This is a genomic window from Paenibacillus sp. FSL R5-0914 (assembly GCF_038004525.1).
Classification (GTDB): Bacteria; Bacillota; Bacilli; order Paenibacillales; family Paenibacillaceae; genus Paenibacillus_AQ.
The window spans coordinates 1,001,952-1,025,386 of the sequence record NZ_JBBORH010000003.1 but is presented as its reverse complement, the minus strand read 5'-3'; the positions used below and the strand labels follow the sequence as shown (position 1 = coordinate 1,025,386).

The following is a 23,435-nucleotide window of genomic DNA, read 5'->3' as shown; positions in this document are numbered from 1 at the left end:
CAATAGCTTTTTAGGGTCTCTTTATTTTTTTCCTAAATGGATAACTTATATAAGGAGTGATTATTAATGAAAAGAACCTTTTGGAAGGAAGCTGTCGTTTATCAAATTTATCCACGCAGCTTTCAAGATAGTAATGGTGACGGTATTGGAGATCTGCAAGGCATCATTTCACGTCTGGATTATTTGCAGAAGCTCGGTGTCGATGTAGTTTGGTTGTCACCAGTATATAAATCGCCAAATGATGATAATGGTTATGACATCAGCGATTACGAAGATATTATGGATGAGTTCGGCACGCTAAAAGACTGGGAGGAACTACTGACTGGACTGCATGATCGTGGCATTAAGCTAATGATGGATCTTGTAATCAACCACTCTTCTGATGAACATCAATGGTTCGTAGAGTCACGTTCGTCAAAAGATAATCCATACCGTGATTACTACATATGGCGTCCAGGTGGACCGAATGGCGAACGTCCAAACAATTGGAGTTCCATATTCAGCGGTCCGGCTTGGGAACTAGATGAGACTACCGGTGAATACTATCTACATCTGTTCTCACGCAAGCAACCGGATCTCAACTGGGACAATCCAAAGCTGCGCGATGAATTATACAAGATGATTACCTTCTGGCTCGACAAGGGTGTGGATGGATTGCGGATGGACGTCATTAATTTGATTTCTAAAGCAGAAGGGCTACCTTCCTTCCAAATCGAGGGCGAGGCGCCAGAGGAACTTGCTTGGGGTGGCGATTACTTTATGAATGGCCCCCGAGTCCATGAGTTTTTACATGAAATGAACCAAAAGGTTCTTTCAAGCTATGACATTATGACCGTCGGGGAAACGCCAGGGGCTTCAGTAGAGGATGCCGTTCTTTACACAGACGAAGATCGTGAAGAACTTCAAATGGTATTCCAATTCGAGCATATGGACGTAGATTCCGGCCCAGGAGGCAAATGGGATGTAGCCCCATGGACATTAACTAAACTGCGCGACATACTTCATAAATGGCAGGTCGGTCTGGCTGACAAGGGTTGGAATAGTCTGTACTTAAACAATCATGACCAGCCGCGTATGGTTTCACGATTTGGTGATGATGGGAAGTATCGCGTAATATCTGCCAAAATGCTCGCTACCTTACTACATACACTTAAAGGCACCCCTTATATTTACCAAGGTGAAGAAATTGGGATGACGAATGTAAAATTCACAACGCTGGAAGATTATAAAGACATCGAAATTCTGAATATGTACCGTGAAAAAGTAACTGAGGGTGGCGCAGATCATGAAACGATTCTGAACGCTATCCATGTCAAAGGCCGAGACAACGCACGTACCCCAATGCAATGGGATGCATCTGCTAATGCTGGATTTTCAGAAGGAGAACCATGGCTCAAAGTAAATCCGATTTACAAGGAAATTAATGTGGAGCAAGCATTGGCAGACTCTGATTCAATCTTCTACTACTACCAGGAATTAATTGCTTTACGCAAAAAAAATCCGATTATGGTATATGGAGAATATAAGCTACTACTGCCTGATCATGAGAACCTTTATGCTTATACAAGAACTTTAGAGGATGAACAATGGCTGATCCTGCTCAACTTCAACGAGGCTCCTCAAACCGTTGATCTCTCCGCTGAGCTGAGCACCGCTACTGATTTAATCATTGGAAATTACCCGGATGAATCACCCACACGAGAAATTCTGCGTCCTTACGAAGCAAGAGTGTACAGATTACAAAGCTGACTCTCTCCACCTTCCTGAGTTATACTATATAGGATGATTTTGTTAAGATCATTCTTCCATCAGCAACCTGTCATTAGAGAGCAAGGAATAACAGGATTTGCAAATGGTGGCATGATAGTATGAACTCAAAGGGAGATGGCAGGCTTGGAATGGCTTATCCGCATGAAAGAAGCTTTAGATTATATGGAGAGCAAAATGGAGGAAACCTTTAATATAGAAGATATAGCAAAGGTTGCTTATTCCTCCCCTTTTCACTTCCAGCGTATGTTCTACATGCTCACCGGAGTATCAGTCAAAGACTATATCCGTAAACGGAAACTAACTCTGGCGGCACAGGAACTCGCTATTTCTAAAGTTAAGGTGCTAGATGTCTCATTAAAATACGGATATGACTCTCCCGAGTCGTTTGCCAAAGCATTCCGCAAAGCACATGGAATTACTCCTTCTGCTGCGCGGGAGTCAGGGGTTCAGCTCAAAGCCTTCCCTAGACTCTCCTTCCATCTATCACTGAAGGGAGATAAAGAAATGGACTACAGAATTGAGACAAGAGACGCTTTTAATGTTATCGGACTAGTAGAGGAAATGACAACGAAAGATGGGGAGAATTTACGCCGTATCCCCCAGCTGTGGATTGAAGCTAACGAAAATGGTACGTCGGATAAGCTGATTGAGATCGGTGTTGATAAGGACATCCTTGGTATTTGTAAAGATTTCAATCACGAAAAAGAAACCTTCTCCTATTGGATTGCTGTCGAAGCCTCTCCAGAGACGGACGCTCAGGGCTTTGCTTCTACGACGATACCAGCTGCGAGTTGGGCTGTGTTCACCTCAGTAGGGCCAATGCCGAATGCTATTCAGCAAGCATGGTCACGGATCTTTCAGGAGTGGTTCCCTGCAACAGGCTATGAGCATACAGGAGGACCCGAGTTTGAGCTATACCTTCCGGGAAGTCCTGATGCAGAGGATTATCGCTGTGAGATCTGGATACCGGTTATGAAAAAAAATTAATGCTTACTTAGACTATTCGGAATTCCGGATAGTCTTTCTTTCTTTCAGAATTTCTACGATTTCATTTTGAGAATCGGCTTAATCTTGGTATAATAAATAGATTATGTGATTCAATAATGACTATTGTCGTCCGATTATCGGTGAAGGAGAAATTCATGTCTACTGTAAAAATATTTTCAGACAGCACTTCCGATTTGCCTCAAGGCTGGAAGGATACTTTTAATATCGGCATCGTTCCCCTTTACGTAGTGTTTGAAGAAGGAACCTACAAAGATGGTGAAGATATCACACCAGAAGAAGTGTATCGCCGTGTCGCAGCAAGCGGAGTATTGCCAAAGACAGCCGCGCCTTCGCCAGCTGACTTTATCGCCGCTTTTCATCCGGTAATTAGCCGTGGAGATGATATTGTATATATCAGTCTCTCCTCATCACTATCCTCTACATATCAGAATGCACTTTTGGCTGCTGGGGAATTCCCAGAGGGGCGTGTACAGGTTATTGATTCACAGACCTTATGTGGAGGCATCGCTCTTCTCGTTATGAAAGCTGTCAGAGCCGCTGAAAAAGGTTACAGTGCCATTGAGATTGCAGCTATGCTGAAGCAGAGTCGTAATCTTGTAGAAACAGAATTCGTGGTAGATACGCTAGATTACTTATATATGGGTGGACGCTGTTCAGGTATGCAGAATTTCATCGGTAGTCTGCTAAAAATTCGTCCTGTTCTTAGACTTGTAGACGGCAGCATCGTACCTACTAGTAAAATTCGTGGCAAAAAAGAAAAAGCCGTGGAACAAATGCTCCAGAACGCCTTGGTTAACGTCGATCGGATGGATAAAGAGCTGCTCATCGTTGTTCATACCTTAGCGGAAGAAGATGCTCGCTATCTAGAGACAGCGATACGAGAGAAGACTCAAGTGAATGAGATCGCTATCCTCAACGCAGGTTGTGTTATTGGTAGCCATTGTGGCCCACATACTGTAGGTCTCATGTATATGCTTCAAAATTAATAATCTAACGCAAACCTCCGGCCATTGCTTCGTAAGTCAATGGACCGGGGATTTGTGCGTTTACCCCTCCTGATTTGAAGTTGAATTTAACTCGACTTCTTTTTTTATGAAGGGTAACATAAACCGGAACGTTGAACCTTTATTCTCTTCACTTTCTACAAAGATTGTCCCACCCATCAGCTCAACCAGCTGCTTACAAATAGCGAGTCCCAACCCTGTACCGCCATATTTACGGTTGATGATCGGGTGCAGCTGTGAGAAGGATTGAAATAATAAATTGAGTTTATTATCGGCAATCCCAACACCTGTATCACGGACAGAGAATTCCAATAAATATTCTTTTGAATCCGAAAGTGGAATGTTCTTAACCGATAGTGTAACGCTCCCATGTTCTGTGAATTTCAGAGCATTGCCTACCAGATTGACAATAATCTGTCGCAAACGGATCGGATCAGCCAGTAACGTTGTTGGAACACTCGTATCCGCCCACCACCGCAAGGCCAGCTTCTTCTCTTCGGCTTTAGGCGTAAATAAATCAATGATGTCCGATATCATCTCTCGAAGTTCAAACGATTCGGTTTGCAGTGGCATTTTACCCGCTTCCATCTTGCTGAAATCAAGAATGTCATTCAAGATCTGTAAAAGCGTGTAACTACAGCTTCGTAAAATCTCGACATACCCCCGCTGTTCTTCTCCAAGATCAGTTTCAAGTAAAAGATCTGACATCCCTATCATTCCATTCATCGGTGTCCGAATTTCATGACTCATCATCGCTAAGAAATCAGATTTGGCTTGCGCCGCTTGTTCCGCAGATTCTTTAGCGCGAATGATTTCTTTCGCATTCGTGATATCACTAAAAGCAATAACTGCTCCTGAGATCATCCCCCCATCCATAAGAGGCGACACCCGATAATTGACAAAAAAGCTGGTTCCATCCTTACGCCAGAAGATCTCATCGTCTTTCCTGCGGATAATTCCATCTGCAATTGTAAGACTGATCTGACAATCAGGGGTTGAATAACGTGAGCCATCGCCTTGGATTTGATGAATATATTCCATCAGCTTCAGGCCAACCAATTCTGTAGGCTGGTAACCTAACATATCTGCTCCCTCACGGTTAATAAAGAGCGTTCGCCCTATATTATCTAGTACGAATATTCCAGCTGAGACGGAGTTCAGAATAAGGTTCGCTCGTTTATCTTCGACTTCAGCAGCAAAAGTAGATTTGAAGTTTGACTCTAGTTCTACCTTATCCGATAATTTAGCATGAAAAGAATCTGCTAATGCGTTTAGCCAGTCATGTAACCCTTCCGAATAATGATGATAGTTGCTGTTATCCACTTGTATGATCGCGAATGCACCTACAATTCCCTCGTCTATCGTTATAGGAATAAAGTTTCCCTTCACAACGTCCGCTTTGGGATTGTTCAGATCTTGCAATTCAAAGCTCGAGGGATTCCCTTGCAGGGCAGCCTCAAAACTTGCTACATCAACAAGGTATATTCTTTTAAGTGCTGTCAGACCTATATCTTGGAACGATGCTTCTGCACTGGATTCTAGATAGAACGTACGATTCGTTCCCACGCAGCGACCTTGCCTATCCAACACAAATATCAAATTAGGATGATGGTCATATAACGATTTATAAGCGCTCTCTTCCGAAAGCAATCGTGTTAGAATGGACGTCCAGTCTTTATCCACAATTCATTTCACCTCAGGCTCTCTCATCCATTATCATTACCCTAAAATGAGCGGAAATCATCTCAAATTTTAAATTCTTCTATTTTGACCATTATAGCAAATATACTTTAATCGGTCGCAGATAAACACTAAATCCCCCTTTAGAACCCAACCACGATGACTTACACATCGTACTGAGATTCTTAAGAGGGATTTCTATAAATATTTTAGGCTATATCTTTATGGTCAATATTGCGAATCGCCATATAGGCAATACCTGCTCCTATCAAGCCAAGTGAGATCGACACCGCCGCTAAATTACCTAAGCGTGCTTGATCAAATCCACCAGAAATTAGGGACGTAACTAACACCGCCGAGACGATGGTGGCAGGGACTGATTTTTTCTTCATTCCAAAGTACAAAGGAATCAAAGCAATGCCCGCTGCGTAAAATGCGTTTGCGCCTAACTTGATCAGCTCTGAAGTGATCATGGGAAGGTTTAACTCACCCGGAATAAGCCCTACAAAAGAATTGAATCCTATTAGGATAGCGCCAACCACAATGTCTGACACGATGATGGCAACAAATGTGAAGGCGAACACTATCAATATTTTCGCAGTCATTAGCTTTTTACGTGAGATAGGGTACATGAAGAGAAGAGTAATTGTGTTGTTCTTATACTCATCAATCACCAGCTTGCTAATAATAACGGAAGCGAAAATAATATAAGCAGCCTTAACAAAAACGAACACACCCTCAAACATATCTGCGTAAGAAGCGAACGACGGTTCATTCTCATTTCGATCAACGAATAAAACCATAATCATAAACCCAAGAATAGCTAGATTGACGATTGCTGCCCCTGTAAGAAGAGTCTTTAGCTTATTCTTCCGAATCTCCAAAGATATTAATTTAAGCAACGCCTTCACCCCCAATCAATTGTAAAAAATAATCTTCCAGCGTATGTTGTTTCTTGCTGATGCTCTCAATCTCCACGTCTGCTAGCACTAACGCCTTATTCAGATCACGTTGTGAGATTCCGCCGTCATAGATTCTTACTGTAATATGATCAAGTACTTTGAAGTTATTGAGGCCAAGCTTGTGCTCCAACACGTACACTGCTTTGTTAATCTCATTCGTAACCACTTCGATATATTCTGTATTTTGACCGCGAATGGAATCCATCGCCACCTCTTCTACCAGAGCACCCTGCCGGATCACACCGATAGTATCAGCAATCTGCTCGATTTCCCCCAGAATATGACTAGATACAAGTAACGTCATTCCATATTCACGGCTAAGCATCCGGAACACTTCACGCATCTCTTTGATTCCCACAGGGTCTAGTCCATTAATCGGCTCATCCAGAATGAGTAGCTCCGGTTTCGTCATAAAGGCTCTGGCAATACCAAGGCGCTGCTTCATCCCAAGCGAAAATTGCTTCACCGGCTTTTTATCAATACCCGTAAGCTTTACCAGCTCCAGCGCTTCACCAATCGCTTGCGGATCATAATAGCCCATGTATTCTCCATGCAGGATCAGGTTTTCTTTGGCTGTCAGCTTATCATAGAACACTGGATATTCAATGATGCAGCCCATCCGTTTGAGCATTTCATACGAATGATTTGTCATTTTTTCATTAAAAAACTCAATCTCACCACTCGTCGGTTTAACGAGGTTCGTGATCATTTTCATGACCGTTGTTTTTCCGGCACCGTTCGGTCCAAGAAAGCCATAAATTTCACCTTGTTTAATATTCATATTCACATTGCTAACGGCTTCTTTGCCTTGGTAGGTTTTCGTTAAATTTCTTGTTCGAAGTATCGTAGTCATTTCCGTGCTCCCCTTTGTTTTCGTCTCGTCTTCCTTAGTTCTTATTGTACACAGCAGAATTTTCTTTTTTATTACTCGATTCTTACAAAAATCTTAAGCTGTACACAATTTCATTCTTTAGAAGCTTAATCTACGAAAAGAAAGGGTAAATACTGTTCTCACAAACGGTTGACTAACCAGTGTAATGGTACCATTCATCTGCTCCGTTAATCTTTTGGTGATCGTCAGACCCAGACCACTCCCTTGATATGATCGATTTCTCGAATCCTCCAGTGTATAGAGCCGTTCGAATACTTTATCCTGGTGAACTTCACTAATGCCTTTTCCCCTGTCCCAAACATCTATGTATACTTTGTTCTTATCACTATAGAGTTTCAAACCTAATACGCCTCCGGCATCCCCGTAAGCAATCGCATTCGATAACAAATTGGTCAATATCCGGTCAAGCGCCTCTTCGTTTCCCATGAAATAAAGCGAGTCATCAGGGATTTCTATCTCCACCTCACTGCCCTTGGCGCTAAGGATATCATAGAAAGAGAGAATATTACGTCTGCACACCTCACCTGCCTCAACACGTGTAAGATTGATTTCCCGATCCCCTGATTCCAGCTTAGCCAAGTCAAAGAACTTGTTCATCAGATGGATCACTTCATTTGCTTTTTGGTGAATCGTATTCATCATACGTTCCCGTTCCTCGGCTGGCATATGTTCATCCTGAAGAATCGTCTCAATATAACCGAGTACTACCGTTAGCGGAGTCTTAAGATCGTGGGAAATGTTCGACAGCATATTACGCATGGACTTCTCCAGCTTCACGCGCTCAATGCTTCCTTTATGATTAATGTCGAGCAGCCGATTTAGATCAATCAGCACACTTTGCAGCTCCACATTACTACTGAATAACAGCAGTCTTTCGTGTGAACCTTCAGCCATGATGCTACTTAGCTTGTCATGAATATATTTCAGGTCTCTGGAAGCTTTACGCGAATGCTGATATTGCCATACAATGACGACGAGCAGGAGTACAATGACCACACTAAGCGCCATGCTCATTATAGCTGCTCTCCCAGCTTATACCCGATCCCCCACAACGTCTTGATGAACTCTGGATGGGAGGGATCATCTTCTATTTTTTCGCGTAATCTTCTCATATGTACATTAATAACGTTCTCATCTCCGAAATAATCATCTGCCCATACGCTAGCATAAATCTGCGCTTTGGTGAAGACCCTGCCCGGATGCGTAACGAACAGCTTAAGAATATGAAATTCCTTAGACGTTAACTTCACTTCTTCCCCGTTCTTTAGCGCAGAGAAATTATCCAAATCTACAGTCAGGCCACCAATGGAAATCTTTTGCTTCGCAGGAATTGGAGCTTCCGGTTGGATGGTGGGAGTAGCATAACCCGCTCTTCGAATCGCAGCCTTCACTCTTGCAGCTAATTCGATCATTGAAAATGGCTTGGTAATATAATCATCCGCCCCAAAGCCAAGTCCAAGCGCTTTATCCACATCGCTGTCCTTGGCTGACATGATCAACACCGGAACTAGACTTGTCGCACGGATCGTCTGGAGAATATCAGTACCGCTGCGCTTGGGCAGCATGAGATCTAATAATACAAGATCAAAAGGATTACTAGTACGGAATGTCCTTTCCGCTACTTCACCATCAAACGCCGTTTCCACTTCATAGCCCTCTTTTACTAAATAGGACCTAACCATTTCACTAATTGCTTCGTCATCTTCAATTAACAATATTCGGTGCATGAATGCTGCCTCCAATGATCTGAGAATAAAAATTAGTTAAAAACTTAAGGTATTTCTTTAAGGTAAACATGACTGCGGTGAATGTTTGGACTTCCGGTCGCTGTTGTCCCCAGATTTCTTGATTATATACCGTGTTTCACGGTTGAAATCCGGTGACGGCCCATTCTTCCGAAGCGAGCTTTCCTACGGAAAGCTTTCAGGCGAACGCTATCGCTCCTACTGTTCCAAACTTCCCCTCCGCCACTCTTCCTTTTTAGAATGTTTTAGTTCAACTTATTTAAATTATTCGTAATGCCCCTTAACCTCAGGCAGTTGCTTATAAATGCTTCCAGCCTGCACGATCTTAATGATCGCTTGAGCTAGTTCAGTCATCTGACCATCATCCTCAGTATTCTGGCATTCCGTCCACTGATAATGACGCTCTCCACTATTAATCTGAACCGATAAATCGTAACTTACAGCAGGTTTTCGATTACACTCGGTAGATAACTCTTTTTCACCTAAGTAATTCGCTAGTACCATTTCTTTATAGATTTGTCCTCGTTCCTGTTCAGAAAGCTCAAAATCGCTAACCTCGACTACTTCCCCATTCTGGAGATCTTTGACCAACTTCTTCTCTATCGTATTCATTTCGTTCTTTTGGTTCACACCATACTTTAAAACAAACTCAAACTTATCTTGTTTCGTTACGTCAAAAGGAATCTGTAGCAGCTCGATCTTTGCTTGTTCGCCCTCGCAGCCCGTTAAGGTATACGACAGAAGTTTATCCGTTTCGTTTCTAACAAGGTTCTGACAAGTGTATGTGGTTACTTGGGGACTACCAAACGTATCTTCGGAATTATCATGCCGCATTTCAATCCCTTGGTCAGTATATTTCAAGTCATTAAAGATCGGATCACCCTCAATTGTGTAATGAACCACACGCTGCTTACCCGCTTTATTTTGGATAAAAGCATCCAACTTCTTAAGATTCTTAACAATCATTCCATGGCTGTTTATCACATCTTCTTGTTCATTAATGGTAGTTGTGAATTTGTCTTCTCCATTGGATGGCTGGTTAAAGCAACCGGTTACTATAAGCGCTATAAAAATCAGAAGAATACCGCTCGATCTCATCGATCATAACCTCCTTAAACACTCCATAAGTAGAATCTTTTGTTAAAGTATACCAATAATAACGGGGGCTGGGTATCCCTTCAGAGGGATATCTGATGATAGAGAGATTGATAGAAATTTAAACCAGATAGCAAAAAAAGCCGATTGGATATCCAATCAGCTGTGCTTTTGTACCTCAGAAATCTTCTCAATATATATCGCACTATATGCTTAACCTCTTTGTGAGTCTACGGAAATTCCTCCGGCTCTTAATGCAAGAAATGCATCAGGAACGGTGCTGCTACTGCGCCACCTAACATACTAGTCCCAAATATTGCCCAGTCATTTAAAATATGTGCAATGATCGACGTCCAGATATTCTTTGTTTTCATGTAAGCAAGCGTTAGAATAATTCGAGCGATTCCGATTCCCAGAATGGCCTGAGCAAAATTAAAATTGTACGTTTTTAAGTGTAGTGCACCAAAAATGAGCGCTGTTACGATTAATGCAATAAACACGGACGCCTTGCGTGACATTTTAAAGCCAATAAAGCAAAGCTGCATAATCGCCAGGAATGGCAAGATCGTTAACAATTCCTCGCCAATTAATTGAAATCCTGAGAAGAACAATGTCCAGAGCTTCTCACCTGTTGAAAGGGTATCCCCATGACCTAGCACCGCATTTACTGTTACAGCTCCCATCGATGAAAGCAGCGCGGCTACCCCCAACGTTACGATGAAATTAATAATAAAGAATAAAATCCCGTATAATACATGACTTACTTCAGGCTTTTTGAAGAGAATTCCTAACTTCCCTTTGGTTGCCCACACTAATGCGATTAACGGAAACAGCGTGAATAGAAACGGAGCAATCTTGCTCTGCACTTCATTAGGCAGAAAAGGAATCTCTACTGTCATTGTTAAATAGCCTACAACGATACTTGCAAGGATCACTACCCATTTGCCAATAGGCATGAAATACGGCTGTCCATTATACAATGGATAATCTACGGTTTGTTTTACTTTTGTCATGTTGCACGACCTTCCAACGCTTATTATTATACTGTGAATCCTATCACTGGAATATGAACTATAAATGAACCGACAAGTTCATTTATAATCCCTGATGAAATGCTCAATTTCTGGCCAAAGATGGAGCATAAAAATAACCAGTCACCGACATCGATCGGTAACTGGTTATCTTTGAATTATCAATTGAATCCTAAGGAATCGTCAAATAATCTCGATATTCCGATAAGCGTGTGTTCGAACACATTTTCTGAAGTAAATATACCAATAGATGAATCAGCCAATCCCTTCTGGAGGGCGGGACTAAATAAATCGATGCTCTTGGCAATCTGTCCGCCAATAACGATGCGGTTTGGCTGATAGTCTATAACATAGGACTTTAGCATCCTAGCCAATCGTGTACCGAATTCTTCAAACACCTTGCAGCACAAGCTATTCCCGTTTCTTGCTTGTTCTGCGAGTTCCTTCACGTCCATTCCTTTTTCTAGAGCTCCCATCTGCTCAGCCAGGCGAAGAATTCCGCGACGTGAGAAGGCGTTATCTATGGTGCTCTCCAGGAAAGGTTTATCAAAAAGCCAACCGTCCTCGGGAACCCCTGGTCCTTCGTTCAGGATCAATACACGATCAATAAATGCGGAGCCTAACCCTGTCCCTAAAGTTAATGAAATATATCTTTCATTTGGAAATAATCTGCTTACGCCTAAGGCAAACAGCTTCGCATCATTCTCAAATCGAATATCTGCCTGCAGCAGGTGCTTCGCCCATTCCTTATGTTGTAAGGTATTGAACCGGGTATATAATACTTCTCGTATATTCTTACCATACAACGCCTCATATTTACTAAGCCCCTGAATATAACAGATACCTTGCTGATAATCAAAGGGCCCGGGAAAGGCGAGACTGATGCGCCAAGTACAGTCTGAGGATTTCCCTAGTGTAACGGAATAGAACTGATATTGATCTTCAAATATAGAAATAAATTGGTCTATAATCACATCGGCAGCTTGGTCAGCGAAGGAAGGATGTTGCTTGCAGCTAGCCTGTAGCAATTCTCCATCCACGACCAAACCAGACTTAATAAAGGTTCCTCCCACGTCTAAAGCGATCACGACTTTAGGCTTCAAAGGAGACTCACATCCCAGACCTTGGATACGCCAGCTTTCACTACTCGTGCGCCATAACCATTCTATTCTTCTATTGAATTAATAATTCTCCACGATAATTAATATGATGGTATTTTGATAACTGCAAGCTACTTACGAATCACCTTGAGAAAATCATAAAGATATATAACGGATTCTCCCTCCCGTCATATTGCCCCTCCCCTACCCATATACATAATATGAACTACATTGATCGACCCATCTATATGAAGCCAAACCCCATTTCGTGAGGGTTTATTCAGGTTGGATCTACAGAATTATAGGAGGGAGCACAGAATCATGCCAAGCGAAGAAATTAATGCGTTGGAGCGGGCGATTGCTGAAATTACGGAAATAGCTACTGGCTTCGGCTTGGATTTTTATCCCATGCGTTATGAAATATGCCCTGCAGATATTATTTATACATTCGGCGCTTATGGAATGCCGACACGATTTGGTCACTGGAGCTTCGGAAAAACATTTCACAAAATGAAATCCCAATACGATTTCGGGCTGAGTAAAATATACGAGCTCGTCATTAACTCCAACCCTTGTTATGCCTTCCTGCTCGACGGAAACTCGCTGATTCAGAACAAGCTGATCGTAGCTCACGTGCTGGCGCACTGCGATTTTTTCAAAAATAACATGCGTTTCTCCATGTCCAACCGGGATATGGTCGAGAGCATGTCGGCTACAGCGGACCGAATCGCCGGCTATTCAGTAACCTACGGCACCGATGCTGTGGAGAAATTCATTGATTCGGTGCTGGCCATTCAAGAGCATATAGATCCCAGCCTGATTCAGCCGCGCAAGCTAGGTAAGACCCATCTGCTGGAAGCCAAAATGAAAGAACTCAAGGATACCCCTCCGGGTGGCTCCAAATCATCTAATCCGTACGACGAGTTATGGAATCTAGACAAGAGTAATTCTGGACCTCAGGAAGCACCTTCTGGCAACCGAGCTTTCCCACCTGAGCCGGAAAAAGATATTGTCTGGTTCATCCAGCAATATTCCACCGTCTTGGAGGATTGGCAGCGCGACATTATGACGATGCTCCATGATGAAATGCTCTACTTCTGGCCACAAATGGAGACAAAGATCATGAACGAAGGCTGGGCTTCGTACTGGCATCAGCGTATCGTCCGTGAACTGGATCTGACCGTTGAAGAAACCGTAGAATACGCTAAACTGAATTCCTCCGTCGTGCAGCCCTCACGGCAAAGCCTGAATCCATACTATCTTGGTCTAAAAATCTTCGAAGACATCGAACGCCGCTGGGACCGCGAAAAAATATTTGAGGTACGCGAGCTGGAGTCCGATACCTCTTTTATCCGCAGCTATCTCTCCAAAGAACTGGTGAACGACCTCGATCTTTATGTTTTTGAGAAAAAAGGGCCGGAATGGAAAATCACCGACAAAGCATGGGAAAACGTACGTGATCAACTGGTACTCGCTCGAGTCAATGGCGGGTCACCTTACTTGGTCATAGAAGATGCCGACTTCGAGAAGAATGGCGAGTTATTTATCACCCACCGCTATGAAAGTATCGAGCTGGATCTGAAGTACCTGGAGCGCACACTCCCGCATATCTACTCATTATGGGGGCGCACCGTTCATCTACAGACCGTCGTGGAGGACAAAAAGGCGCGGTTCTCGTATGATGGCAAAAAGGTGCAGCGGAAGTTTATTTAAAAGAGGAATAAGTGAGTAGTGCTCTATTGCTTGAATAATAAAGCGGCAGAACTGGACGCGTAGTACGTCCCTGGTCTGCCGCTCTTTATTTGGTCTGTTGATTACTCGGATTCATTTAACATCTTTGAAAAATATTTCGGAGCCTCAGTAAATCCTTGTCGGGCATAAAATCTATGCGCATCAGTTCTTCTAGAGTGGCAATGAACTTGAATTCGGTCACAGTTTCTTTTTCTAGCTAAATCAGTGCAATATTCCTCAAGCATCCGTCCAATGCCTTTGCTCCTAATCGCATTACTTACCACAAGATAGCTTATAATTGCAGTATCCCCTGTGAGCCCTAATTGAGGTATGTAATGCATGGAAATGCAGGCGACTACTTTATGATCTTCCTCGAAAACTAATAATTCCTCATCCGGATGCAGGACTAGCTTTTCTATTTTTTCTTGCATGAATGCTTCTGTCTCTGGATAACCCAACTGCTCTAATAATTCGGATATGTCTTTCCAGTCCTCTACTTTTGCTTCTCTAATCATCTGTTTCACTCCCCGAGATTATCAAGTTACACGTCTATTTAATCTATTAGACTACGGGAGGGGATAAACGTCAATCATGTCCTAATCAATTCATTTTAGCTACAATAAATGAGAAAGCCCGCAGCGTGTAACCCGCTGCGGACCTTCTTACGTCGACACCCCGTATCGACTGAATAATTAGAACATGGCAAATGCTGCAGAGGTGAAAGTAACGTAGGGAAGTTTGGAACTGTAGGAGCGTAGCGCTCGCCTTTGTCTTCGGATGTTATCCGCATAAGCGGTAAAAATCAAGAACATCTGGAGACAACAGCGACCGAAAGTCCAAACATTCCCGTAGTTACTGTCATCACCGAGGAGCTTTCCCTTTGCTTTATTATTTCGTTCAAATTATACTGTCGATTTTTTCACTGGAACATAGATCTCCATTACCGTATCCGGACGCGAGTGGCAGCGTTCATCATAGAATTCGAAATCCAGTTTACTATCATCATAATCGTAGCCACTATCCTTAAACCATTCTTCGAAGATATACTTCCATGTGCTTTTTATAACCTGTGCAAACTGTATTTGCTCTGTATCCGTTGATGTATCCACTGGCGGCGTTGTGAACACAGCATATTCGGCTTCTGGCACATCCATCGTCAACATATCATCTTCCACCTTGGAGTAGTCCTCTACAATAACACCTAGAAGATAAGTCGCATTACCATTATCTGAGGAAGGAATACATAAGCCGACTTCTCCGTGTTTAGGCGGGTTTAGTATTTTATACATTTTGGACTCCAGATTCTCACCCTCATAATGACTCCAAAAAGATGCAATATCCTTGGTGTACATACTTCCAGCAACATTAGTTTGGATCCCATACCCAGCGACCTTAAATGCAGGCTTGCGAACAATAACAGGGTTCATTATAAAACCTCCGATTTCAATTAGTGTTTTTCCTTTAGTAAATCCGTCCATCCGTGCGGCATACTGTGTCGGGCTATAGCCAAAAGCCTTGCGAAAGGCCTTAGTGAATCCACTTTGTGTCTCAAAACCATAGTCCAGCGCGATATCAATGATTCTTCTACCGGCAAACAATTCAATGGACGCTAAAGATAATTTCCGGCTCCGCACATATTCCATCACGGACATTTCCTTGCATAGGCTAAACACTCGGCAAAAATGATACACCGAATATCCGACCTCAGCGGCTATTTCTTCTACTGAAATATTTTCTTTGATATGAGCTTCAATATATTCAACACATTTCTCTATATCTTTACTGTAATTCAAGTGCAGCACCAACCTTCCCCCGTACGGTGATTTCATTATATCAACTGGATGTGAGAATCGTTGTTCCTGTTTTGCTGAGCTATGTTCAACCCCTTTTCTTTCTCTTTAATAAGCGCAAAAAAAAAGGATGAAGCAGCCTGATTAAGCCACTACATCCCTTTTTCACTTTTACCAATTCGATTGAATATTCCTAACCTAAATACGTTAATAATCTGCTGATCATGACTGCAGCTTCCGCACGAGTCAAATTACTCTTCGGATTGAGTTTATGATCAGGGGTCCCTTGGATTAGACCCAATTCGATGCAAGTAGCCAATGCCTGCTTTGACCATATACCTGCCTGATCCGCATCTATATACGTAGCTAGTACAGCTTGCGTAGCATCTGATACTTTAGGTGATTTCCCCTTCAATTCAAGCACTCTTGCCATAATAACTGCCATTTCCTGACGGCTTAGAGGCTTCATCGGATCAAACAAATTACCTACATACCCTTTAAGCAACCCAGCATCTGCTGTAGCAATAACACTATCGCTGTACCATTTATCTTGCGGCACATCCTTAAATGACGTTAATCCTTTTACTTCAAGACCTAGAGCTCGTGCCAGGATCGCTGCGATTTCAGAACGGTTAATCATCTTGTCCGGAGCAAAATTCTGATCTGTTATCCCCTTCAGGATACCTTTACTCACCAAAGCCTCAATATCCTTATTTGCCCAGTGACCCACGGTATCGACAAAGAATTTAAGTTTGGTTTCAGATCCTTGATCTGATCCGGTTCCTGAATTTGGAGTAGTCTCCGGTTTCGCACCTGAACTTGGGTTAGAACTTGGGTTAGAAACATTGCCAGAATCTTTATCTGATTGATGACTTTCCTTTGCTTTGACCGTTACAATCGCTATCGCTTTCATATCAGTCCCAGCAACCGTGCCTTTTACTTGGAAGCTCCCCGCTTGTGCATAACTCGAAGAATGAATCTCATCCCATACAACCAACGTTTTCTGTATCGTATGATTGCTCAGGGTCACAGTTACTTCCGCAGGCAGTTTCGGCGCCAAGCCAACTTCTGTTTCAATCTTTACATCCTCTATAGCTACAATGGTAAGAGCGAATACAAGACTTTTTATTGCATTTTCAAGCTCTACTCGCGTTTCATCTAGTAAAGTAATCGTAGCGCTAGGGTCCTTCAGAATCTTCTCCGCTTTATCCAGAGCAGCCGCAACGATTGCCCAGGTTTCAGATGAATAATCTGAACTCTTTAATGCTGATGCATCGGTAATCGTTTGTTGAAGGAGATCTTTAGAGATGTCTAGATTACTTCCCTTAATATAAAAATCATCTAGAATAAAAGCAAAATCAGATGTAGCTTTTCCCGAACCTTTGGTAATCATTTTGAAAATTACTTGATAATCATCCTGATTACCGGTTGTAAAGCTTTGCTTGAATGTGATATAACCGCCATTTTCTCCAGCTTTATTGCCTGGATTGGTTAAATTACCTAGCGTTTCCTTTAATACAATCTCTTTTGAAGAACGTGATTGTACCGACACTTCATAACCAACATTCGTTTCTGAAGTATAGATAAATCCTAACTCATATTCTTTATTTGGCTTCAATTTCACGCTAGATTCGTTTGTTTTAATGAGTTTACCCACATCTGTTTCATTCATTTTTAGCGAGTTTTCACCATTCAGAACCCAAGTCATCACAGGACCAACTTTGTTCTCAGCTGCCTGAACGATAGGATTGTTATCGTGTGGATTACTTTGGTCAGTTGCAATATGAATTTGTCTAGACCCACCACCATACTCAAATGGACCCCAACCTTCATACACATTCTCGAAATCCTCATACACAACATAATTTTTATTCGTAGGATCCTTCTCCACTGACGTATGCTTCCAAATACGAACATCATCAAATTGTACAGTACCAACTCCTGAATCAGCTAGCAACTTCACTGTTGCAGTAGTAACACCTTCAGGAACCTTAAATTCAACATTCATTCTCTGCCATGTTGTATCGACATACTTGAAGGATGAGTTATGGATACCGTCCTGCCCTGTCACATGATTAGAATAGGTTTTACCGTTAATTGTAACCTGCAGAGAAGATTTTCTTCCTTTCTCCGTCTGAGTCCACACCCCGACAGTATAATCCTCACCAGGCTGTAGTCCATTAATTTCCTGAGACAAGATACCCGCTTTGTTTCCAACCTCAGCGTATTTATTCCAATTCGATTTGTTCATTTCTTTGCTGGTATCGTATTCGCGATCACCTTGCACTGTCTTGATTGTAATATTACTTAGATCATCAGCTGTCCAGGAACCTGGAACATTCAATTGCTCAGAATTAAAGGCGAAATCCTTAATAAGACTGCCTTCACCCCAATTTGTTGCAGCAGGGACCAATACTAGAGCATCCGCTGATGTAGGATAAAGCACATAAGGTGTATTTTTCTTAGCCTTATTTATCGTGAGAGATCCATCATGAGCAACAACTGTATCGACTAACACTTTGCCTTGTTGTGTCAGCTCATACATATTGAATTGGCTCACATCTTTAAATTCATCCGTCAACTGCCAAGTTGTCGCGTTGCCTGTTGTATTCCAGTGATATAGTCTTGCACCTTCGTTTACACCCAAGATCTTATTGGTCTTCATATCCCAAACCCAAGGAATTAACGAATTCGCTTCACCAGTATGACGCTCTGATTCGTCTGTTGTCGTCCCCGTATCTTTCCAAGAAGATATAAGCTTGCCATTTTTAGATAACTCAATCATATTCGTTAATTTATTTCTCTTAGAGATCACTTCGTTATCAAACGTAATTTGATCCTCTTCATATTTCATAACACCAAAATGTTGCATGAACTTCGTAGGTAATACTTCGTTAAAGAATACAGTTACACCTTGCTGTACATCCGGTTTGGAATCTCCCCACGTTGTCACACCTGGTATTTTTTGTCCTTTGAATAAGGCATTTCCAACGAAAATATCTAGATTATTCTTCACTATTCTTGATAGAATGCTAGAATTCCCCTTATTCGGATATCCTAAATCTGGACCCCAGTGAACAAAATCCACACCGGGCTCTAATGGGCCGGCAAATTCCGTTCCTACTTTTAGTCCAAGATTATTAGCGTATTGCAGCAATTTATAGGCATTGTAATCATTGCCTGTATACACATCAATATAGAAGAAGTCTAATGTAGGATCATTCGGGCTCAAAGAATCCTTCGTCAGATTAAATAAGTTTTTGAACCGTGACTCTAGATTCCCACTCAAGACATCCTTCGTCTGATCAACATAATAAGACGTATCAATCCAATCCCAACCTCCGGAAAGCCTATCTACTGTCGGCCCTTTTGATGATGCTCCATTTAAGTTGGAATAATTCAGTTCGTTAGCATCAAGTTGATACTCTGTTGCATTGAGATGAACACCCACGTTAAGATTATACTTATCGCCCTCATTGATGAGATAGTTTAATTCATCCAATCCACCCTGCCTCACACCAATGTTGGAATAGGATGGAATATCATCATCATGGCCCTCTGCCTGATATCCCTTATGAAGAATCATCTGTCCAAAGCCATCAGTATAATTGTACAGAATTTTACCCGTATCCAACGAATTCAAGAAAGGATCATTTGCCTGGCTAGCAAAGTTGAATGCGATGTACATCATATTGTTCTGCATATCCCGAGCACCAAATGGCTCCTTAAAAATATTCGTCCGATAAGCAACAGCTGCATCCTGCCAATCTGTTTTACCGTCATTATTCCGATCATTTGTCACAACTACCTCATACCAAGGCAGTTCTTCCGTTTCATTACTTTGAAGATGGCGATACGTCCAAGTACCCGGCTTCACTGTCACTTTATTGACAAGTGGTTTCTTTTCCGTGGTCACAATCATTTTATTGCCACCGCTGATTACATTGTCTTCAATCGATGCTCCCAAGCCATTTCCGCTCACCATAGCCATCGTAACGCCTGAAGCGCTACTCTGTTTCATGAGATTCATGTTATCGACCAGTTCTTCTGTTAATCCGTGCCATGCTCCATCCGATTTACTCCATGCATACGTTGCATTTTCCATAGCGCTATTCACATGGATTAGAGAATTGTTAATTTGAATCGAACGGACAACAAACCCATCCGGTTTTTCAGTTATTTTATCAATTTCAAAACGTACGACATGATTCGCTTTCGCCTCAATATGTGCTTCGATGACAACACCAATCTCGTCAATCATCATTGTATACTGATACTTACTATCGCTCTCTTTATTAGATATGGTGCGAGGCACATAATCCATATTGTTGATCTTCAGACTATTCGTTTGCTCCTCGCTAGCCTGTAGTTTACGTTCATCAACTTGATATTCAACAATACCCGGGAAATCTTTATATACTGTAACGTTTAAACCATCTTTAGTGATCGTATCTGTCTCTGAGGCAACCTGAAGCTTAGGTAGTGACTCTAGCTCTACCATCTTTACATTGCTCACTGTCATCTTTTTACTTCCATACCAAGATCGAAGTCCAAGCCAACCTGGCTGCATAGTCATTTCTTCTTCAGATACCGATCCCATATCCGTTGTCACGCCATCGGGGTCCGTAATCTTGAAGCTTATGGTTGTTCCTACTAAACGAAGTTCGATATGATAAAGTGTATCGGCTAGCATCTCATATGAGTTTGAGAAAGTAGCCTCGTTTCCATTTGCAAACAATTTCCAAACGCCGTTAATGTCATGATTAACCGATACATATGCATTATCCGTGGATCCTCTTAATATAAATCCATATCGCCCACCAGTTGCTCCAGCGTCTACATTTGTTTTGTAATCAAAAGTAACCTTCTGATCCATCAATTTAGGGCTATCCTTATCCACGGCTAGTGCTACACCTGGCATGTTTAATTGAATTTGACCATCTCCGTTACTCTCTACCACCGGATTACTACTATCCAGAGAGCCCCAATTCTGTGCCGAATAATTTGGTTGGTATACTCTGATTTCTTCTGCGGTTATTGCATCTACATTCACCTTAATTGCAGCATCAGTTGTGTTATATAAGCCAAATGCCCCTGGGGAATATGCAGATACTGGTACATTACCGACCAATACTCCATTTATATATAGGCTTAATTCCTTCTCAATGACCTGCACACGTAAAATATAATCTTTGCTTATTGCAATGGCATCAGTATTGCCAATGGCAGCTTCGCTACCTTCCAACTGATATTTCCATTTTCCCGCGCTCTCTTGATATATGGTGATATTGCCCAGTTTAACACCAACTTGACCATCACTCTTCATTTTCACTTGATAGATTCCATTAGATACTGCTGTTATATCTCTATTAAAAGCAGTTGCTCCAGCATCAATAGTCCCTGTCAAATATCCATCTATAACTTGCGATGTCGCATGATACCCATCCCAATTAAGCTGAGAATTACCTTCATAATATTCCTCGTAAATCATTTTGTCCGTTTGTGTAGACGTATTCATATCCATAAACTCTTCGGTAAAAAGAATATTATCGATATATATGGTATCCTGAGCAACAACCCCAAAACGTCCTTCTCCGAATTGCTGTCCTGCCGGTAAGCTTGCATACAATTCAGACCCGTTAATGCTTAGGGTTACAGAGGAGTCGGAATATTGTAAACCCACTTTATTCCAGACGAAAGGTTTAGGATTTGAACTACTAGTACTAGTACCAGATGCAACAAAATCAATGATGGTGTTACCCTTTTTCAAAATCCATTTCGCACCATCAAATGTAATTTGAGCATTGTTACCAATAGCAAATCCTATATTGGTATTCGTAGGTTTCACACTAGCCATATAAGTCGCGCTCTGTAGGAGCGGAGCATCAGTATTCCATGTTTCACCGTTCAGACCAGATAACTTTAGAATTCGGTTGCCGCCTTCTGTAATAATGGTAGACGTTGCACCGTTACTCCAGTCGCCTGTTATACTGTCTTGAAAATCATTACTATACTGAATAATTTGTTTGGGTTTTATGATCTGATTTGTATAGTGTATATTATCAATCTGCAATTCTACCGTACTTCGAATTCGAAGACCGAAGTACCCAGCTACTTCTGAGAATTGCGCAAAAGTAATATCACCGATCTCCTTTTTATTCAGAAATACCGTGATTGTTTTCCCTTTAAAATTGAACATGAGATTATTCCATCTGCCTTGGATCGGGTAAGGAATATTTAATTTACTTCCCCAACCCGAGTTAGACTCTGGTATCCAGATGCTAGGGTCAACCCCAATCTCGTTGAATATGCTCGCCGTTTCATTCATTCTAAAACCAAACGCAAAGCCTTGACCGCTACCTAGTTTTGCTGGATTAATCAGCTTGAAATCTAACGAGAGTGTACCCTCTTGAATTTGTGGGGAATCTAGATCTACACCCCGTTCTTTTGTGCCTTTTTTCAGAGAAAGAACTTTATTACCCGTAAGATCGGTCACTACTTGAGCATTTAAACCTGACCAATGAGGTATATAATTAGGATCTTCATAGTCTTGTACATAATCAATGACATTTGAAGGTTTATCTTTTGTACCTACACCTGCAATACGTAACTCTTTAATAGAGACATTTCCTGTTGCAAAACGTTTATATAGACCTACCTGACCAATCTCTGTCGACTGATTCAATAAATCCGTATCCTTATTGTAGTATGTCACTCCGTCTACTATAACCACGAGCTTCGTACCATGAAAGCCGATTTGTATTCGATAATCTATATCTGTTTTCAGTTCAGGACCCTCGAATACTTCCCAATTACCTGAACCATCCGGACTTTGAATTACCCAATCTGTATTGGCATCGTAACGGATAGACACCCCTTGATTCGTATCATTTGATCCTATAACAAAACCAACATTACTTGAAACTGAACTTGTATAGCGCATCGTTGTATCAATAATTCCGGCAGATAGCCATGGAGCTTTATCCCATGTTGCAATGGCTCCACCGCCATCCACTTTAGTTATCGCAATGGTTAGTCCATTATTTACAGAAGTTGTTCCTGCTCCTTTAACGAACGTCATTGGTTCCGGTTCCATTGACTGATAATTATTCGTATATGATACTGCCCCTTGACCCTCTGGAACATTTAATTTGATGTCATTTAAGAAGTCCTCTATGTTCGCCTCTTCAATTGTACCCTCTTGTGTATCCGTTACCGTAATAGTCGCTTCTGCTTTGACATCCGAGGCTTTAACATTACCCTCTACGTTAAAAGTGCCCACCTTCGCATAACTTAAAGGATCGATTTCATCCCAGCTAACCATTACTTCGCCGATGGAATCATCGTTGTAAACTGCTTGTACTACCGAAGGGAGTTCTGGTGGTTCACCAACGGAAGTTTGAACATTTGTTGGAGAAATACGTTTAATTACTTGTTCGTGAACTGCACTTAACGAATCACCAATTTCTCCTTCAGCAGCATAAGACGTACTTCTTGGATATATGATTGATTGACTTGTAGCCATTAAAAAAATCATCATCCAAATCATGAATCGATAAATCTTTTTCCCAACCTTTTTTCGCATCGTACCTTTCCCCCTTATAATAGTCTATTGGATATAAATTAA

The 23,435-nt window shown here is 41.8% G+C and carries 15 protein-coding genes; 4 read left to right on the top strand and 11 right to left on the bottom strand.

What is annotated here, in order from left to right; translation table 11 throughout:
• Positions 1-66: 66 nt before the first annotated feature.
• The 3 genes from MKX60_RS27775 (at position 67) to MKX60_RS27765 (ending at position 3,764) form a co-directional block, all read left to right on the top strand.
• Entirely contained in the window at positions 67-1,749 is a 1,683-nt protein-coding gene (locus MKX60_RS27775; protein ID WP_341061575.1) for a glycoside hydrolase family 13 protein, read from the top strand.
• 144 nt (positions 1,750-1,893) lie between these two features.
• Positions 1,894-2,757, top strand: coding sequence for an AraC family transcriptional regulator (locus tag MKX60_RS27770; RefSeq protein WP_179085751.1), 864 nt, complete (start codon positions 1,894-1,896; stop codon positions 2,755-2,757).
• 155 nt (positions 2,758-2,912) lie between these two features.
• A complete protein-coding gene (locus tag MKX60_RS27765) occupies positions 2,913-3,764 on the top strand; it encodes a DegV family protein (RefSeq protein WP_341061574.1) in 852 nt (283 codons plus the stop codon).
• 60 nt (positions 3,765-3,824) lie between these two features.
• Here the strand turns inward: MKX60_RS27765 and MKX60_RS27760 are convergent, their stop codons facing one another.
• The 8 genes from MKX60_RS27760 to MKX60_RS27725 form a co-directional block, all read right to left on the bottom strand.
• Positions 3,825-5,465 (bottom strand): PAS domain-containing sensor histidine kinase, encoded by a 1,641-nt coding sequence (locus tag MKX60_RS27760; RefSeq protein ID WP_341061573.1) that lies wholly within the window; start codon positions 5,463-5,465, stop codon positions 3,825-3,827.
• 206 nt (positions 5,466-5,671) lie between these two features.
• Positions 5,672-6,373, bottom strand: coding sequence for an ABC transporter permease (locus MKX60_RS27755; protein ID WP_231573408.1), 702 nt, complete (start codon positions 6,371-6,373; stop codon positions 5,672-5,674).
• The gene (locus tag MKX60_RS27750) at positions 6,357-7,277 is read right to left on the bottom strand and encodes an ABC transporter ATP-binding protein (protein ID WP_042186309.1); all 921 of its coding nucleotides are present in this window, start codon (positions 7,275-7,277) and stop codon (positions 6,357-6,359) included. Before MKX60_RS27750 ends, MKX60_RS27755 begins: the two co-directional genes overlap by 17 nt.
• Before the next feature lie 117 nt (positions 7,278-7,394).
• Complete coding sequence (locus MKX60_RS27745) at positions 7,395-8,330, bottom strand: sensor histidine kinase (RefSeq protein ID WP_341061571.1); 936 nt, start codon at positions 8,328-8,330, stop codon at positions 7,395-7,397.
• A complete protein-coding gene (locus MKX60_RS27740; protein ID WP_042186305.1) occupies positions 8,330-9,043 on the bottom strand; it encodes a response regulator transcription factor in 714 nt (237 codons plus the stop codon). The genes MKX60_RS27745 and MKX60_RS27740 overlap by 1 nt, the downstream gene beginning before the upstream one ends.
• 282 nt (positions 9,044-9,325) lie before the next feature.
• Complete coding sequence (locus MKX60_RS27735; RefSeq protein WP_341061569.1) at positions 9,326-10,159, bottom strand: DUF4362 domain-containing protein; 834 nt, start codon at positions 10,157-10,159, stop codon at positions 9,326-9,328.
• Between the two features lie 248 nt (positions 10,160-10,407).
• Positions 10,408-11,169: a CPBP family intramembrane glutamic endopeptidase gene (locus MKX60_RS27730; RefSeq protein WP_042186303.1), complete on the bottom strand. Its 762-nt coding sequence runs from the start codon at positions 11,167-11,169 to the stop codon at positions 10,408-10,410.
• Positions 11,170-11,348: 179 nt separating this feature from the next.
• Entirely contained in the window at positions 11,349-12,290 is a 942-nt protein-coding gene (locus MKX60_RS27725; protein ID WP_341061568.1) for an ROK family protein, read from the bottom strand.
• 318 nt (positions 12,291-12,608) lie between these two features.
• Between MKX60_RS27725 and MKX60_RS27720 the strand changes: the two genes are divergently transcribed.
• The gene (locus MKX60_RS27720; protein ID WP_341061567.1) at positions 12,609-14,000 is read left to right on the top strand and encodes a SpoVR family protein; all 1,392 of its coding nucleotides are present in this window, start codon (positions 12,609-12,611) and stop codon (positions 13,998-14,000) included.
• Positions 14,001-14,101: 101 nt separating this feature from the next.
• Here MKX60_RS27720 and MKX60_RS27715 read toward each other — a convergent pair whose 3' ends face one another.
• The 3 genes from MKX60_RS27715 to MKX60_RS27705 all read right to left on the bottom strand — a co-directional run bounded on the left by MKX60_RS27715 (position 14,102) and on the right by MKX60_RS27705 (position 23,393).
• Positions 14,102-14,533 (bottom strand): GNAT family N-acetyltransferase, encoded by a 432-nt coding sequence (locus MKX60_RS27715; protein ID WP_234529879.1) that lies wholly within the window; start codon positions 14,531-14,533, stop codon positions 14,102-14,104.
• A 387-nt stretch (positions 14,534-14,920) separates the two neighbouring features.
• Positions 14,921-15,820, bottom strand: coding sequence for an AraC family transcriptional regulator (locus tag MKX60_RS27710; RefSeq protein ID WP_341061566.1), 900 nt, complete (start codon positions 15,818-15,820; stop codon positions 14,921-14,923).
• Between the two features lie 181 nt (positions 15,821-16,001).
• Positions 16,002-23,393, bottom strand: a complete 7,392-nt coding sequence (locus MKX60_RS27705) for an endo-alpha-N-acetylgalactosaminidase family protein (RefSeq protein ID WP_076300011.1) — start codon at positions 23,391-23,393, stop codon at positions 16,002-16,004.
• Positions 23,394-23,435 lie beyond the last annotated feature (42 nt).